The sequence below is a fragment of the Caminibacter profundus genome (assembly GCF_054657155.1).
The window spans coordinates 378407-391290 of record NZ_BAAHXC010000001.1; the positions used below are offsets into that span (position 1 = coordinate 378407).

13 protein-coding genes are annotated in these 12884 nt (G+C 26.7%); 5 read left to right on the top strand and 8 right to left on the bottom strand.

The window, feature by feature from the left end; translation table 11 throughout:
* The first annotated feature begins 59 nt into the window (after positions 1-59).
* Genes ACYQ1U_RS01950 through ACYQ1U_RS01960 form a run of 3 tightly spaced genes read left to right on the top strand, consistent with a single transcriptional unit; the run spans position 60 to position 2118 of the window.
* Entirely contained in the window at positions 60-821 is a 762-nt protein-coding gene (locus ACYQ1U_RS01950; RefSeq protein ID WP_459883667.1) for an inositol monophosphatase family protein, read from the top strand.
* A gap of 1 nt (position 822) precedes the next feature.
* Entirely contained in the window at positions 823-1935 is a 1113-nt protein-coding gene (locus tag ACYQ1U_RS01955; protein ID WP_459883669.1) for an NAD(P)/FAD-dependent oxidoreductase, read from the top strand.
* Positions 1936-1956: 21 nt separating this feature from the next.
* Positions 1957-2118 carry a hypothetical protein gene (locus tag ACYQ1U_RS01960; RefSeq protein ID WP_459883672.1) on the top strand — a complete coding sequence of 54 codons (162 nt, stop codon included), beginning with the start codon at positions 1957-1959 and terminating at the stop codon, positions 2116-2118.
* A gap of 160 nt (positions 2119-2278) precedes the next feature.
* Here the strand turns inward: ACYQ1U_RS01960 and ACYQ1U_RS01965 are convergent, their stop codons facing one another.
* The 8 genes from ACYQ1U_RS01965 to ACYQ1U_RS02000 form a co-directional block, all read right to left on the bottom strand.
* Positions 2279-3571, bottom strand: coding sequence for a TRAP transporter large permease (locus ACYQ1U_RS01965; RefSeq protein WP_459883674.1), 1293 nt, complete (start codon positions 3569-3571; stop codon positions 2279-2281).
* Entirely contained in the window at positions 3571-4161 is a 591-nt protein-coding gene (locus tag ACYQ1U_RS01970; RefSeq protein WP_459883677.1) for a TRAP transporter small permease subunit, read from the bottom strand. Before ACYQ1U_RS01970 ends, ACYQ1U_RS01965 begins: the two co-directional genes overlap by 1 nt.
* 14 nt (positions 4162-4175) lie before the next feature.
* A complete protein-coding gene (locus tag ACYQ1U_RS01975) occupies positions 4176-5588 on the bottom strand; it encodes a Mur ligase family protein (protein ID WP_459883679.1) in 1413 nt (470 codons plus the stop codon).
* Positions 5581-6240 (bottom strand): metal-dependent hydrolase, encoded by a 660-nt coding sequence (locus tag ACYQ1U_RS01980; protein WP_459883682.1) that lies wholly within the window; start codon positions 6238-6240, stop codon positions 5581-5583. The genes ACYQ1U_RS01975 and ACYQ1U_RS01980 overlap by 8 nt, the downstream gene beginning before the upstream one ends.
* Complete coding sequence (locus ACYQ1U_RS01985; protein ID WP_459883684.1) at positions 6241-6510, bottom strand: acylphosphatase; 270 nt, start codon at positions 6508-6510, stop codon at positions 6241-6243. It lies immediately after the preceding gene.
* Complete coding sequence (locus tag ACYQ1U_RS01990; protein WP_459883686.1) at positions 6510-7535, bottom strand: D-alanine--D-alanine ligase; 1026 nt, start codon at positions 7533-7535, stop codon at positions 6510-6512. Before ACYQ1U_RS01990 ends, ACYQ1U_RS01985 begins: the two co-directional genes overlap by 1 nt.
* Before the next feature lie 166 nt (positions 7536-7701).
* Entirely contained in the window at positions 7702-8235 is a 534-nt protein-coding gene (gene ruvA, locus ACYQ1U_RS01995; RefSeq protein ID WP_459883689.1) for a Holliday junction branch migration protein RuvA, read from the bottom strand.
* Positions 8204-10063: a flagellar assembly protein A gene (locus ACYQ1U_RS02000; protein ID WP_459883692.1), complete on the bottom strand. Its 1860-nt coding sequence runs from the start codon at positions 10061-10063 to the stop codon at positions 8204-8206. The genes ruvA and ACYQ1U_RS02000 overlap by 32 nt, the downstream gene beginning before the upstream one ends.
* Before the next feature lie 27 nt (positions 10064-10090).
* On the opposite strand from ACYQ1U_RS02000, the gene murJ reads away from it, so the two are divergent.
* Both murJ and cysS read left to right on the top strand, forming a co-directional pair.
* Positions 10091-11482 (top strand): murein biosynthesis integral membrane protein MurJ, encoded by a 1392-nt coding sequence (murJ, locus tag ACYQ1U_RS02005; protein WP_459883695.1) that lies wholly within the window; start codon positions 10091-10093, stop codon positions 11480-11482.
* Position 11483: 1 nt separating this feature from the next.
* The gene (gene cysS, locus ACYQ1U_RS02010) at positions 11484-12878 is read left to right on the top strand and encodes a cysteine--tRNA ligase (RefSeq protein WP_459883697.1); all 1395 of its coding nucleotides are present in this window, start codon (positions 11484-11486) and stop codon (positions 12876-12878) included.
* The last annotated feature ends 6 nt before the right edge of the window (positions 12879-12884 follow it).

Below are 12884 nucleotides of genomic sequence, written 5' to 3' on the forward strand. Positions count from 1 at the left end.
AGCAAAAATATTAAGTTTTATGACTAAGAGTTGTATAATTTCTAAAAAAAAGGTAACTTATGCAAGAGTTTATTGAGATAGTAAAAAAAGCTGGAGAAATATTTAAAGAAGGTTTTTTTAGTACAAAAAATGTTTCTCATAAAGGTATAAAAGATTTAGTAACTGAATATGATGTAAAAGTAGAAGAGTTTTTAATTAAAGAGTTTGAAAAATTTGGATTTAGTATAATCGCAGAAGAGAGTATTCAAGAAAACTTTGATAATTCAATTATTATTGATCCGATTGATGGAACAACAAATTTTGCCCATAAAATTCCTTATGCAGCAATAAGTGTTGGAATATATGAGAAAAAATCTCCTAAATATGCTATTGTTTATAATCCAATACTAGATGAGATGTTTACAGCAATAAAAGGTGAGGGTGCTTATAAAAATGGGGAAAAAATACAAGTGAGTAATACCAGTAATTTTCAAAGAGCTTTAATTGCTACAGGATTTCCATATTCAAGTGCTGAAAATGAAAAAGATTTAAACTGGGTTATAAATAAACTAAACTATATTTTGCCAAGATGCCAAGATATTAGAAGATTTGGAAGTGCTGCATTAGATTTATGTTATGTAGCTGAAGGAAAATTTGACGGCTTTTATGAAATTAATCTAAAACCTTGGGATGTAAGTGCTGGAATATTAATAGTTGAAGAAGCAGGGGGAATTGTAAGTAATGAGTATGATGAAGATTACGATATGTTTAAGAGTAAATGTATAGTTGCCGGTAATGAAATAGTACATAGAAATTTAGTTGAAATCTTAAAAAGAAATTAAAATGAAAAAAGTAATAATACTAGGCGGAGGATACGGAGGCATTAAAACATTAGAAACTTTATCAAAGGAAAAAATTGAATGTGAAATATTATTGATTGATAAAAATGTCTATCACTATATGCAAACAGAGAGTTATGATTTTATAGTATCAAACTCTTCTTTAAAAGATATTACAATTCCTTTATTTCATCTTGTAAAAGGTATAAATAATAATGCTATTTTTATAAATGATGAAGCAATAAATATTAAAAACAATACTCTTATATGTAAAAAAGAAAGTTATGAATTTGATTATTTAATTATAGCAACTGGAAGTATAACAAAGGTACCTAAAATCTTTAAAAACTTTTTAGAAGTAAAAGAGCTAAAAAATGCAACTATTTTAAAACAAAAATTTGAAGATTTAGTTTTAAAACACTTAAAAAAAGAAAAACACTCTTCACATATTGTTGTAGTAGGAGGAGGGGCAAGCGGTATAGAAATTGCAGCTGAAATGCAACACTTTATAAATGAATTAAAGCTAAACAATGAAATAAAAATTACAGTTGTAGCAGATATATTTTTAGCCGAATTAGATGAAAGTTCAAAGAAAAAAGCGATTAAAACAATAGAAAATATGGGTATTGTTATAAAACAATCTTTTATTGATAAAGTTGAAGAAAATAAAATCTTTTTAGACGATGAGATTATAAAGTTTGATTTTGGAATAGTTGCAACAGGGATAGAAACAAATGATTTTATTAAAAACTTATCTTTTAAAAAAGTTAATGGATTTTTAGAAACTGATGAATACTTAAGAGTTAAAGAAAATGTTTTTGCAATAGGAGACTGTGCAATTTTAAAAGATAAAGAAGGAAATATTCTTCCTCCTACAGCACAGACTGCAGAACAAAGCGGAATAATTGCTGCTAAAAACATAATAAATTTAATTCAAAACAAACCTTTAAAAAAAGCTGATATTAAAATATATGGACTTGCAATTGCACTTGGAGGAAAATTTGCAATAGCAAAAGCTGCTTTTTTTGAAATTGATGGAATTTTGGCGTATCTTGGTAAGAAAGCTATAGAAAAATATTATAAAATTCCGTTGAAATTAAAGATTAGTAAATTTTAATGAAATTTTAAAGGTTTTTTAATGGTTGAGATGAAAAATGCAAATTTTAAAGTTGAAAAGTCAAAATGGGAAGCTTTTAAAAAAATTGCAAAAATGAAACATTCTGATTCGAGTAAAGAACTTAGAAAACTCATTGATAAGTATTTAGATGAAAATAAAGATTTACTAAATAAGTTGTTTTGAATAATTAATGTTGCATTGGAATAGTAGTAGTTTTAACTGTATTTATTAATACCTTATGTTTAACTATATATGAATAAAATAAATAGATACCAAAAGACGGTATCTATTTATTTTATATTTAGTTAACATAATGTATATTCTCCTGAAAATATTTCTTGCTCTATTCAACTAATAAATAAACAAGTTTTGGGTAGAAAATTACTATTAAAAGAGCTACAATTTGAATTAAAATAAATGGGATGATACCTAAGTATAAATCTTTTGTTTGTATTTTATTGCCTGCAGAGCCTTTTAAATAAAACAGACTAAATCCAAATGGCGGTGTAAGAAATGACGTTTGAAGATTTATTGCAATTAATAATGCAAACCATAAAGGATCAATTCCAAATTCTTCTACTATTGGAAGTAAAATTGGTATCACAATAAATGTTATTTCAATAAAATCAATAAAAAATCCTAAAATAAAAATTAAAATCATAGTAATTGCTATAAACAGATATTGATTTGGAATTGAGTCTGTAAAAAATTCAGCTACAATATCTCCTGCACCAGACTCATTAAATACAAGAGAAAATGCCGTAGCACCTATAAGAATCATAAAAATCATTGCAGTGATTTTAACAGTTTCGACACTTGCATATTTTAGTAACTTAAAACTAAAAGTTCTATAAAATAAAGTTAATAAAATTGCACCAAGAGCACCTATAGCTGCTGATTCAGTAGGTGTGGCAAATCCGGCAAAAATACTTCCAAGTACAAGTGCAATTAATATAATAGGTGCTATTAGACTTTTCGCAGCTTCTTTTAAAACTTTTGAATATGGTTCGTTAGTTTTTATAGCAGGAGCTATTTCTGGTTTTATTAGGGCAATTATTAAAATGTATAAAATATAAAGACCTACAATAATAAGTCCAGGAATTATAGCCGCTTTGAATAAGTCCCCTACACTAATATTCATAACAGCACCAAGAATAATTAAAACAATACTTGGTGGGATAAGTTGACCAAGTGTCCCACTTGCAGCAATTACCCCGCTAGCAAGTTTTGGTGAGTATCCATATTTTAACATTACAGGAAGGGAAATAATTGTCATCATAACTACACTAGCTCCTACTATTCCAGTAGATGCTGCTAAAATTGCCCCTACTATTACTATAGCAATTGCCAGCCCTCCTCTAACAGGTCCAAAAAGTTTTCCAATACTTTCTAGCATATTCTCGGCAATTTTACTTTTTTCAAGTATAAATCCCATAAAAATAAATAAAGGTACTGCCATAAGAGTAAAATTCTGCATAATTCCATATATTCTATATGGCAAAAGACCAAATACTTCAAGCCCTAAATCTGGGTCTATTAAGCTGGCAAAAATTGCACTTGCACCAAAAGCAAATGCAACTGGAATTCCTAACATCAAAAGAATAAAAGCAACTACAAAAAGTATAATACCTGTCATTATTTTCCTTTATGATGTTTTAATTGATAGTATATTTTTCTAAGTTCTGCTATTGATTGCAAATAAACTGTTAAAAATGCTAAAATCATAGAACTTTTAATAATCCATCTACAGCATAATCCTCCAGGGTCTCCGCTTGATTCGTGTTGTGTATATGACATTTCTACAAAAGGAAGAGCCTCTACAACTATTAAAACAGCAAGAGGTATTACAAAAAATAGTATTGTGACGATGTTAATCGATTTTTTTATTTTAAAAGGAAACTTATCATAAAAAATATCTACTCTTACGTGTTTGTCTTTACTTAATGTGTATGCAATTGCAAATAGAAAAACTATATCAAACAGATGCCATTCAAGCTCTTGAAGTCCAATACTTCCACTTGAAAAAAGTTTTCTCATAATAACATCATAACTAACTAGCATTGTCAAAGAGATTAATGAAATTACAGATATTATCATAAACATATTAGTCAGTTTTTCTACCAAAATATCAACTTTTGGAATAAATGATAAAATTATTGTAATAACAATAGCTACAAATATTGTTTTATCAAGATTCTCACTTAGCAAGTTAATTATATCTTGCATTTATTCTCCTTTAACTATAAATATTCAGGTGCATCATTACTAAAAATTATTAAATCACCACTATTTGTAACATCTGCTAGTAATTTTTCAAGTTTACTTTTATCTTGAAGGGTAATTTTGTCTATTGTGATGTTAGAACATAATATTTTTCTATTAATTTCTCCTGTAATAATTGCTAAATCAAAAGTATTATTTATTGCACGTGCTAGTCTTTCATTTATCTCATCAGTCCCTTCAACTATTCCTGGAGTTACAATGATTTTTCTTCCAGGATAGTTTTTGATAAGTTTAAAGCTTTTGAGCATTCCTTCTATATTGCCATTAAAGCTATCATCAATAATTATTTTACCCCCTACTTCTATCTTTTGTAGTCTATGAGGGACAGGTTCTAATTTTAGTACTTTTTCTTGGAGCTTTGATATATCTTTTATAAATTCAAATGCTTGATAAATTGCAAGAGAAATATTTATTGCACTAAATTCACCTAAAACTTTTGTTTCAAAATGATAAATCTGCCCATCTATTTCTAGATCCCATTCAGTTTTATCTAAGCTAGCTTTTATATTTTTTATTTTATTTTTAATTACTAGCACATTACCTTTATAAGGTAAATTATAAGAAAATCCTTTTATAAGTCTATCACTTTCAAATACTTTTAATTTTGTTTTTTCAATATTTTCAATAGTTTTGAAATATTCTAAATGCTGAGGACCAACTTTACCAAGAATTGAGTAATGATTTTGTAAAAATTTAACTATTTCTTTTATATCGCCCTTCTCTCTTGCTCCTGCTTCTGTTACATAAATTTCTACATCTTCTGGTAAATCTTTGTTAATGTCTAAAACTATACCTTTTATGGTATTAACACTTCTTGGGGTTTTATATACTTTGTAATCATCTTTGAGAAGCTCATATACAAAATTTTTTATAGATGTTTTCCCGTAACTTCCAGTAATGGTAATAATTTTAGGGTTGATTTTTTCAAGTTTTCTTTTGGCTTTTTTCTTAAATTTATAAAATAAAAACTCTTCTACTAATTCACTTATAATAATTGCGAGTGATAAAACAACAACAAGAGAAACTCCAGGATTATTATAAAATTTTTTCATAAATACTAAATTAATTGTTTCGATAAAACCAAGTATCAGCAAAAACCTTTTTACTCTATCAGTAAACTTTAATGGTTTTTTTATCTTTTTAAACCAAAAAATAACAGCAGGTATAAGACCAAAAAACAGATAAATCCAAAAGAATTTATAAGCTACTATATATGTAATTATTGGGATTATTAGATAAAATATATGCCATCTTAGTTTGTGAAAATGAAAAATAATTCTATTTACTTTATAGTTATACCATTGCAGTGTTGTAATTAAATAAAAACCTAAAACATAAGTTGTAATAAAATGAACTAATAAATCAAACATTTCCTATTCCTTTAATTATATGAAAAAGTATATCTTTTTTTGGTAAAAAAATAAATATTATAAAAAGCAAAGAATAAACTAACAAATTTATAGTTTTGTTACTTGAACAAATCTTTAAAGCACTTCCAAAAGATTTTTTAATTTTTTTTCCTGTGATATCTACACTATAAATTTCATCTAAAATCAAATGAGTTATATAACCTAAAAATACAAAAAAGCCTAAAAAGTAGCTTTTTGTAATTCCTAAATCAAAATATTTATAAGATATTAACGAAGTTAAAAACCAAAAAATAAAAGCAGCTGGAATTGAATGAATCATTCCTCTGTGTTTTGTGAACTTTTTAAAAAAATAAAAAAACAAACTCATTAATAAATAGCTTCCTATCCAAATAATTAAAATATTAAGAATTGGAATTTTACCAATAAATCTAAATGTTATTAAAAAAGCAATTAAGTTTGAAAAGAAAAATTGTAAAATTTTTATAGGTGTTGATTTGTCATGATCTATATCTGGTAAAACACCTCCAACAATTCCTGCAAAAAAGAAGCTTAAAACCTCTGTAGGCGTAGATAAATTTGAATAACCAATACTAACAGATGCTATACCACTTACAAAAGCAGCAACATTTAAGTGAGTTGCAAAACTTGCCACCTACTTCCTTATTTCAAAATCATCAAACTTTTGTTCTTCTATTTCAAAATAGTCTATATTTTTAACTTCTGAATAAGGAGAACCTTCTTTTAAAATTTCAATAAATTCTTTAAGTCTATTTTCATTTTCTATATTTGCAACTGCTTCAACACTTCCATTTGGTAAATTTCTAATATATCCTTTAAAGTTATGTTTTTTAGCATTTTCACTTACAAACTTTCTATACCAAACCCCCTGTACTAACCCTGATATTAAAAATTTATAAGTCATTATTTTCCTTTTGCCATTTGAATTTTGTTTATATATTCATAATTTATGTTTATTTTTTGTTCTGTTTTTAAATTTTTTGCTAATTTTTCTATAACATTTTTAAAGTCCTCAAATAAATAATTTGCCAAACTCCCTGGAATTGGGTTAATCTCGTTTAAATAAATTATACCATTTTTATAAAAAAAGTCGCATCTAATTAACGCATTTGTAAACTGATTAGCGTAAATTTTTTTAAAAACTTCTTGAAATTTTTCTTTTAACTCTACATTTTCATTAACTTTTATCTCTTTTCTACTAAAATCCATATATTTTTTTTCAAAATCCAGAAAATCATTTTTTTCAACTTTTTCTAACTTACTAAAAATCCACTCTTCCTTTGCTTTGCATCCAGCTAAATTATACTCTTCAATTCCTTCAATAAAAGGTTCTACTATAATCAACTCATCAAACTCTCTAGCAACATCAAAAGCATAGTTAAACTCATCTTGATTCCTTGCAATACTAACACCAATACTACTTCCAAGTCTAGCTGGTTTAACAATCACTGGAAAACTGAATTTCGTTTTTGGAGAAGCAATTATTTCATAATCTATTACATTAACTCCTATTTCTTTTGAATATGCTTTTGTTAAAACTTTATTGTAACTTATGGCACAGCTTTCTACATTTGGAGTAATAGCTTTGATGTTATAAAATTCTAGCATTCCTGGTATTTTGCCATCTTCACCATCACGTCCGTGTATTAAATTTATAGCTACATCAAAATCAACATAATAAACTTTTTTTAAAAAACCTTTTTGATACTTAAATCCTCTTTTTGTAATTTCAATTTTTTGAGCCTTTTTATATTCACCACTTGCAAAGTATTTACTTTTCATATTCTCTTTTTCAATCAAATAAAAATCTCTATTTTTATCAACAAAAATAAAGGCTGTAATATTTAATTTATCTTTTATAGTTATTGCACTTACAATACTTATTTCATGTTCAAAACTACTTCCTCCAAATAAAACAGCAAATTTCATTTTCTTCCTTTTTTTAAGTTTTAGAGGTATTAAAGGTATTAGAGGTTAGTAGAGGTATTAGACGTATTTTACTAACCCCTACTAACCCTTACAACCTCTACAACCTATACTAACCTCTACTAACCTTTTTTACAACCTATTATACTAACTTTTACCAACCTCACCTTCACCCACTAAGTCTCTTTAGAGCCTCTTTTATTACTTCTTCTAGACTTCCTTCAATTCCATTTATTGCTTTCATTATTTCAGCTTTTTTAAACCCTAAGTTTTCAAGAGCAGTTATTGCTTGATTTTGTATAGGATTTATATTCCCTATTTCAAAGTCTCCCATTTCCATTAGAATTCTTTTAGCTGACTTTGGACCAATTCCAGGGACTTTTTTTAAAGTATTTATATCATTGTTTGAAATTATATCCACAAATTCTTCTGGCGTAAAAGTAGAACAAATAGCAAGAGCAACTTTAGGCCCCACTCCATTGAGTTTAATCAAAGTATCAAAAAGTTTTTTTTCATTTTTATCCAAAAATCCATAAAGTGTATATTCATTTTCTTTTATAACTTCTGTAATATAATAGATACCATCTTTTGCATTTGAAAAAGTAAGTAAAGAAACATTTATTTCATATATTACATCTTTCACATCAAGAAGTATTTTTCCATTCTCTTTTTCAAAGATCTTTCCCTTTAGTGCTGCTATCATTATTTACCTTTATTTTTATTATTTTAAATGTATCTCCAAAGTCTTTTAATTTAAATCCACAAACTCCTTCATCTCCTTTTGTATCATATGTAAGAGATATAGGAGGTTCTAAAAAATCAAATTCTATTCTGTTATAAGCCTTCCAAGGTGAAAGAGAAATTATTTTAGCATTATATATAGCATTTTGAAGATTATCAATAATTTCGAGTAGTTCTTCTTTTTCTTTTTTTGTTTTTTTTAGTTTTTCTTGAAGTTTTAAATAGTTTTCATGTAAAAGTTTATACTGCTTTAATTTCATAAGTATTGCCGGAGAAGTTTTCTGCCCTTTTTGTTTATTTGTCATATAAATATTTTTAAGCTCTTCATAAGCGGCTTTATTTTTATCTAAATTTACTTTTTTTGAATTAAGTTCTTTTTTTAAGATATTAATGTTTTGTTCTAAACTTTGAACTTTTTTAATCATTTCGTCAGTGTTTTCTTGATCAAGCACAACTTTTGGTGCAATAGATAGTAAGTTTTCTTCTCCTTTTATATTCTTTATAGTAATTGAATTTAAAGCATAAATTTTAGTGTGAGAAAGTAAATTTTCTATTATTACATCGTGAGCTATAATTTCTCCACCTATTGCTTGTTTTATTTTTACATTCTTTCCTTTTACTTTTCCTCCTTCAAGAGAATTTATATAAACGTTTTTTGCATCAAGTACTCCTTTATGTTTATTAATTTCTGCTTTATAAGCTTTTATAAAACTATTTTGATGAGTCTGTCCTTCGATTTTCAAAGTTTGTGCTTTTATCTTTGCTTTGTTTCCTACATTTCCTCTAACTATCAATTCCTTTGTTTCAACAATCATATCATCTGCTATTGCTTCTTTTAAAACATCTTTCTCTTTTACTTCGAGTTTTACTTGAGATTTGTCGGCATTTTTTACATCTCCTGTTTTTAGATTAATTTGTCTAACTTCTAATTCATCTTTTATATAAAATTTATTATCCTCTTGATAAATAAACCCATTCTTTTTTGCTAAATAAAGAATTTTCTCTTCGTCTTCTTTTTTTTCTATAGTTTTTTCATCAAATAAAATTTCTGGTATATTAAATTCTTTTGGTTTTTTAATAGGAATTACTTTCCCCTTACAGTTTCTTCCTATTCTACCTTCTTTAGGTTTAACTATTTCAATAATTACTTCCCCTTCCTTTATAGGATGAATTAATTCTTTTTTTACTGATTTTTTCATTTTTTTATAATGATATATTACTTTTCCTTCCACGCTTTCAATAGGGTCAATTCCCTTGCACAAAGTAATTTCAAAATCTTCGTTGAATTCTCCTGATAAAATTAAATTTGATAATTTTTTTATATTTTTTTTAACTTCATCATCTAAAATATTGATAATAAGGGAATTTCTGAGCTTTTTTTTATTTATTTCATTATAAAAGTTAACTTCATTATAGTTTTTTAAGTCAGAATTTGGAGATAAAATGAATTTTGCATATGTTAAATATTTATTCACTTCTAATTTTCCTAAAATTTCAAATCCATTTTGAGGCTTATATTTTTTAATTTTTATTTCATAGACTTGTTTTATTTCTTGATTTTCATCGAGGAGAAATTTTTCATTTATATTTATTTCCTCATCAGCCTCTACAAATTCTTCTTCATTTTTTATGTATGTTTTTACTTTTAAAAGATCAAAATCTAATTGTGACAGGGGTATATTATATTCTTTTGAAATTTTTAGAAGTTCTTCATTAACATTCTCACAAACTACAATTTTTTCTTTAAACTTTTTTTCTTGTTCTTTTTTCAGAAAATCAAATATACCCATTTCTTACCTTTATGTTAAAATTACACTATGCTTAAATCTATTATCGTAAATTTCGTAGGAATCTTTAATTCAAGAATCTTAGGATTCATTCGTGATTTGTTAAGTGCTTCGGTTTTAGGGGCAAATATCTATTCTGATATTTTTTTTGTAGCTTTTAAATTCCCAAATCTTTTTAGAAGGATATTTGCTGAGGGCGCTTTTACTCAAAGTTTTTTACCTGCTTTTGCAAAAGAAAAATATAAACCAGCTTTTGCTTGGAAAGTTTTTATAACATTTCTTGGAATATTAATTGTTTTAACACTTGTAGTAAATATATTTTCTTTTCAAGTCGCAACAATTTTAGCATACGGTTTTAGTGAAGAAGTTAAAAAGTTAACATCTCCTCTTATAGCTATAAATTTTTGGTATTTAGATTTAATTTTTATAGTTACATTTTTAGCTAGTTTGCTTCAATATAAAAATCATTTTGCTACTACAGCATTTTCAACTGCCCTACTTAATATTTCTTTGATTTTAGCATTACTCTTTTCAATGAATTTACCAAAAGAAGAAATAATATGGTATTTAAGTTATGGAGTTTTAATTGGAGGAATGCTTCAAGTTGTTGCTCACTTGATTGTAGCAAAAAAATATAAAGTACTTCATTTTTTAAGTATAGGAGCTAGAAGCAAAAAAAAAGTAAAGTTAACTAGTTTCAAAAAACATTTCTTACCATCAGTTTTTGGTAATTCAACTGCCCATATTAGTGCATTTCTTGATACATGGCTTGCAAGTTTTTTAGCTGCTGGAAGTATTAGTTATTTATATTATGCAAATAGACTTTTCCAGCTACCTTTTGCCCTATTTGCAATTGCTACATCAACTGTTCTTTTTCCAAAAATTACTAAATTTTTAAATGAAGGTGAAGAAATAAAAGCAAAAGAGATAATGAAAAAGGTTTTTTGGATTCTTTTTTATGCGCTAACTCTAGCCTTTATTGTAACATTAATAGCTAGTGAAGAGATAGTAAAACTTCTTTTTGAAAGAGGTGCTTTTAATGAAGAAGACACAAAAAAAACTGCTTTAACTTTAGTGATGTATATGGTAGGTCTTATACCTTTTGGGCTTAATAAATTATTTAGCAGTTTTCTATACGCAACTCATAAACACTTAAAAGCTGCAAAATTTGCAGCAATTTCACTAATAATAAATATATTTTTTTCAATTATTTTAATATTTCCTTTAAAGGTATATGGTTTAGCTCTTGCTAGTAGTATTGGTGGAATGGTTTTATTTCTTCTAACATTAAAAGAGTATGGATTTATAGAGTTTTCTAAATTCTTTGAGAAGAAGTATATTTTAGGTATGATTTTTGTTATATTTATTAGTATAATTTTGGCATTTGTTTTTAAAGAAACAATCAATTTTATAAAGGAATGAGATGGTAATTTATGATTCTCATAAAAGAGAAAAGGTTGAATTTAAACCAATTAAAAATGATGAAGTTAGAATTTATGTATGTGGCCCAACTGTATATGACGATGCACATTTAGGACATGCAAGAAGCTCAATTAGTTTTGATTTACTTAGACGTACATTAGAAGTAATTGGATATAAGGTTATATTTGTTAAAAATTTTACAGATATTGATGATAAGATAATTAATAAAATGAACTCTACTGGTAAGAGTTTAAAAGAAATTACAGAGTATTATATTGATTCATATTTAAGAGATATGGAAGCTCTTAATGTAAAAAGAGCTGATATTGAGCCAAAGGCTACTGAAAGTTTAGATGCTATGTTTGATATTATACAAAAATTACTTGATAAAGGGTATGCATATAAACTTGAAAACGGAGATATATATTTTGATGTTAGCAAAGACGAAGAGTACTGTAAGCTATCAAACAAATGTCAAGATGATGAGGTAGTACACAGGGTTGAGACTCACGGCAAAAGAAATCCAGCCGATTTTGCACTTTGGAAAGCGTGCAAAGGTGAAGGAGATGTATGTTTTGATTCTCCTTTTGGAAAAGGTAGACCTGGTTGGCATATAGAATGTTCTGCTATGATTAAAAAACATATAGCATATGATGGAGAATATGAAATTGATATTCATGGAGGTGGAGCTGATTTATTCTTTCCTCACCACGAAAATGAAGAAGCCCAAAGTCACTGTGCATATGGAGGACATCTAGCAAAATACTGGATGCACAATGGATTCGTTCAAATCAATGGTGAAAAAATGAGTAAATCTTTAGGAAATAGTTTTTTTGTAAAAGATGCTCTTAAATATTACTCTGGAGAAGTATTAAGATTTTATTTAATGTCTACTCATTATAGAGCTCCTCTAAATTTTTCTGAAGAAGATTTAATTGCAAGTAAAAAAAGACTTGATAAACTTTATCGCCTAAAAAAAAGAATTTATGGAGTTACAAAAAAACAAAAAGACAAAGAGTTTGAAAATAAGCTTCTTGAAGCTATGAAAGATGACTTAAATATCTCAAAAGCTTTAGCAGCAATAGATGAATTTGTAAGAGAGGCAAATGAAAATTTAGACAAAAATCCAAAAGATAAAGTATTAAAGCAAAAAATAGTTAGTAATATTGAATTTATTGATAAACTTCTTGGAGTTGGTGGAAGTGATGCATTTGAATATTTTCAATCGGGAATTGATGAAGAGACTAAAAGAAAAATTGAAGAGTTAATTCAAAAAAGAAGCGCTGCTAAAAAAGAAAAAGATTTTTCTCTTGCTGATAAAATAAGAGATGAATTGAAAACAATGGGAGTTGTAATTCAAGATACTCCAAATGGAACTGTTTGGGAGAAAATTTAATTGGAG

What these genes read in the sequence shown, in the direction of transcription:
- ACYQ1U_RS01965 (WP_459883674.1), bottom strand. Translation starts at nt 3,571, where the DNA reads ATGACAGGTATTATACTTTTTGTAGTTGCTTTTATTCTTTTGATGTTA.
- ACYQ1U_RS01955 (WP_459883669.1), top strand. Translation starts at nt 823, where the DNA reads ATGAAAAAAGTAATAATACTAGGCGGAGGATACGGAGGCATTAAAACA.
- ACYQ1U_RS01985 (WP_459883684.1), bottom strand. Translation starts at nt 6,510, where the DNA reads ATGACTTATAAATTTTTAATATCAGGGTTAGTACAGGGGGTTTGGTAT.
- ACYQ1U_RS01990 (WP_459883686.1), bottom strand. Translation starts at nt 7,535, where the DNA reads ATGAAATTTGCTGTTTTATTTGGAGGAAGTAGTTTTGAACATGAAATA.
- ACYQ1U_RS01950 (WP_459883667.1), top strand. Translation starts at nt 60, where the DNA reads ATGCAAGAGTTTATTGAGATAGTAAAAAAAGCTGGAGAAATATTTAAA.
- ACYQ1U_RS01975 (WP_459883679.1), bottom strand. Translation starts at nt 5,588, where the DNA reads ATGTTTGATTTATTAGTTCATTTTATTACAACTTATGTTTTAGGTTTT.
- ACYQ1U_RS01960 (WP_459883672.1), top strand. Translation starts at nt 1,957, where the DNA reads ATGGTTGAGATGAAAAATGCAAATTTTAAAGTTGAAAAGTCAAAATGG.
- ruvA (WP_459883689.1), bottom strand. Translation starts at nt 8,235, where the DNA reads ATGATAGCAGCACTAAAGGGAAAGATCTTTGAAAAAGAGAATGGAAAA.
- murJ (WP_459883695.1), top strand. Translation starts at nt 10,091, where the DNA reads ATGCTTAAATCTATTATCGTAAATTTCGTAGGAATCTTTAATTCAAGA.
- cysS (WP_459883697.1), top strand. Translation starts at nt 11,484, where the DNA reads ATGGTAATTTATGATTCTCATAAAAGAGAAAAGGTTGAATTTAAACCA.
- ACYQ1U_RS02000 (WP_459883692.1), bottom strand. Translation starts at nt 10,063, where the DNA reads ATGGGTATATTTGATTTTCTGAAAAAAGAACAAGAAAAAAAGTTTAAA.
- ACYQ1U_RS01970 (WP_459883677.1), bottom strand. Translation starts at nt 4,161, where the DNA reads ATGCAAGATATAATTAACTTGCTAAGTGAGAATCTTGATAAAACAATA.